The sequence below is a fragment of the Streptomyces sp. SID12501 genome, from assembly GCF_010550245.1.
Taxonomy (GTDB): Bacteria; Actinomycetota; Actinomycetes; order Streptomycetales; family Streptomycetaceae; genus Streptomyces.
Genome location: NZ_JAAGLU010000114.1, coordinates 1 through 1,175, shown reverse-complemented (window position 1 = coordinate 1,175; position 1,175 = coordinate 1). Strand labels below are relative to the sequence as shown.

Below are 1,175 nucleotides of genomic sequence, written 5' to 3'. Positions count from 1 at the left end.
GCGTCACGCTGGGCCGCGCCCGTGATCGTCGTGCTCGCGGTGGTCTCGGTGCTCTACGGGGCGCTGCTCGCCATCGGGCAGAAGGACATGATGCGGCTCGTGGCGTACACGTCGGTGTCGCACTTCGGGTTCATCGTCCTGGGGATCTTCGCGTTCACGTCGACGTCGATCGCCGGCTCGTCGTTCTACATGGTCAACCACGGGCTCTCGACCGGTGGGCTGTTCCTCCTCGTGGGCTTCCTCGCGGCGCGCCGCGGGTCGCAGCAGATCGGCGACTTCGGCGGGCTGCAGAAGGTCGTGCCCGTGATGGCCGGCCTGTTCCTCGTGGTCGGCCTCTCCGCGCTGTCGCTGCCCGGCCTGTCGACGTTCGTGAGCGAGTTCCTCGTGATCGTCGGCACGTTCGCGCGGCACCCGGGCGTCGCGGTGGCCGCGACGTTCGGCGTCGTGCTCGCCGCGCTGTACGTGCTCTGGCTGTACCAGCGCGTGTTCACGGGCCCCGTCCGTCCCGAGCTCGCGAGCACGCCCGACCTCGGCGCGCGCGAGCGCTGGGTGATCGGCCCGCTCGTCGCGCTCATGCTCGTGCTCGGGTTCCTGCCCGGCCCCGCGCTCGACCTCGTGCGGCCACCCGCGCACGTGAGCCTCGAGCAGGTCGGCGTCGACGACGTCGCGCCGACCGTGTCGATCGCCACCGCCGGTGCCGAAGGGAGCGACCAGTGAGCGGCTTCACCGTCCCCGAGATCGCGTGGGGACCGATGGTCCCCGTGATGGTCGTGCTGCTGACCGCCGTCGTCGGCGTGCTCGTCGAGGCGTTCGTGCCCGCCGCGCACCGTCGCGCGGTGCAGCTCACGCTCACGCTCGCGGCGCTGGCAGGGTCGATCGTCGCGATCGCCGCGCTGTGGTCCGACACCGAGCGGACGGGCGGCACCGACGTGCTCGGCGGCTCGCTCGTGGTCGACGGCCCCACGCTGGTGCTGCAGGCGACGATCGCGCTGCTCGCGCTGCTGCCCACGCTCGTCGTCGCCGACCGCGTCACGGGCGGGGAGGACGCGTTCGCCCCCGCGGCCGCTGCCGTGCCCGGCTCGGACTACGAGGAGCTCGCGCGCCGCCGCGGGCTGCGCCAGACGGAGGTCTTCCCGCTCCTGCTGTTCGCGACCGGCGGCATGATGGTCTTCCCC

General features: G+C 72.9%; 1 protein-coding gene and 1 pseudogene. Both read left to right on the top strand.

Features of this window, described 5'->3' with window-relative positions; translation table 11 throughout:
- The coding region (locus G3I71_RS44665; RefSeq protein ID WP_275409408.1) for a NuoM family protein at positions 1 to 717 on the top strand (717 nt) is incomplete at its 5' end.
- Positions 714 to 1,175, top strand: a pseudogene (locus tag G3I71_RS44660) (NADH-quinone oxidoreductase subunit N); the annotation flags it as partial. The gene G3I71_RS44665 and the pseudogene G3I71_RS44660, both read left to right, overlap by 4 nt.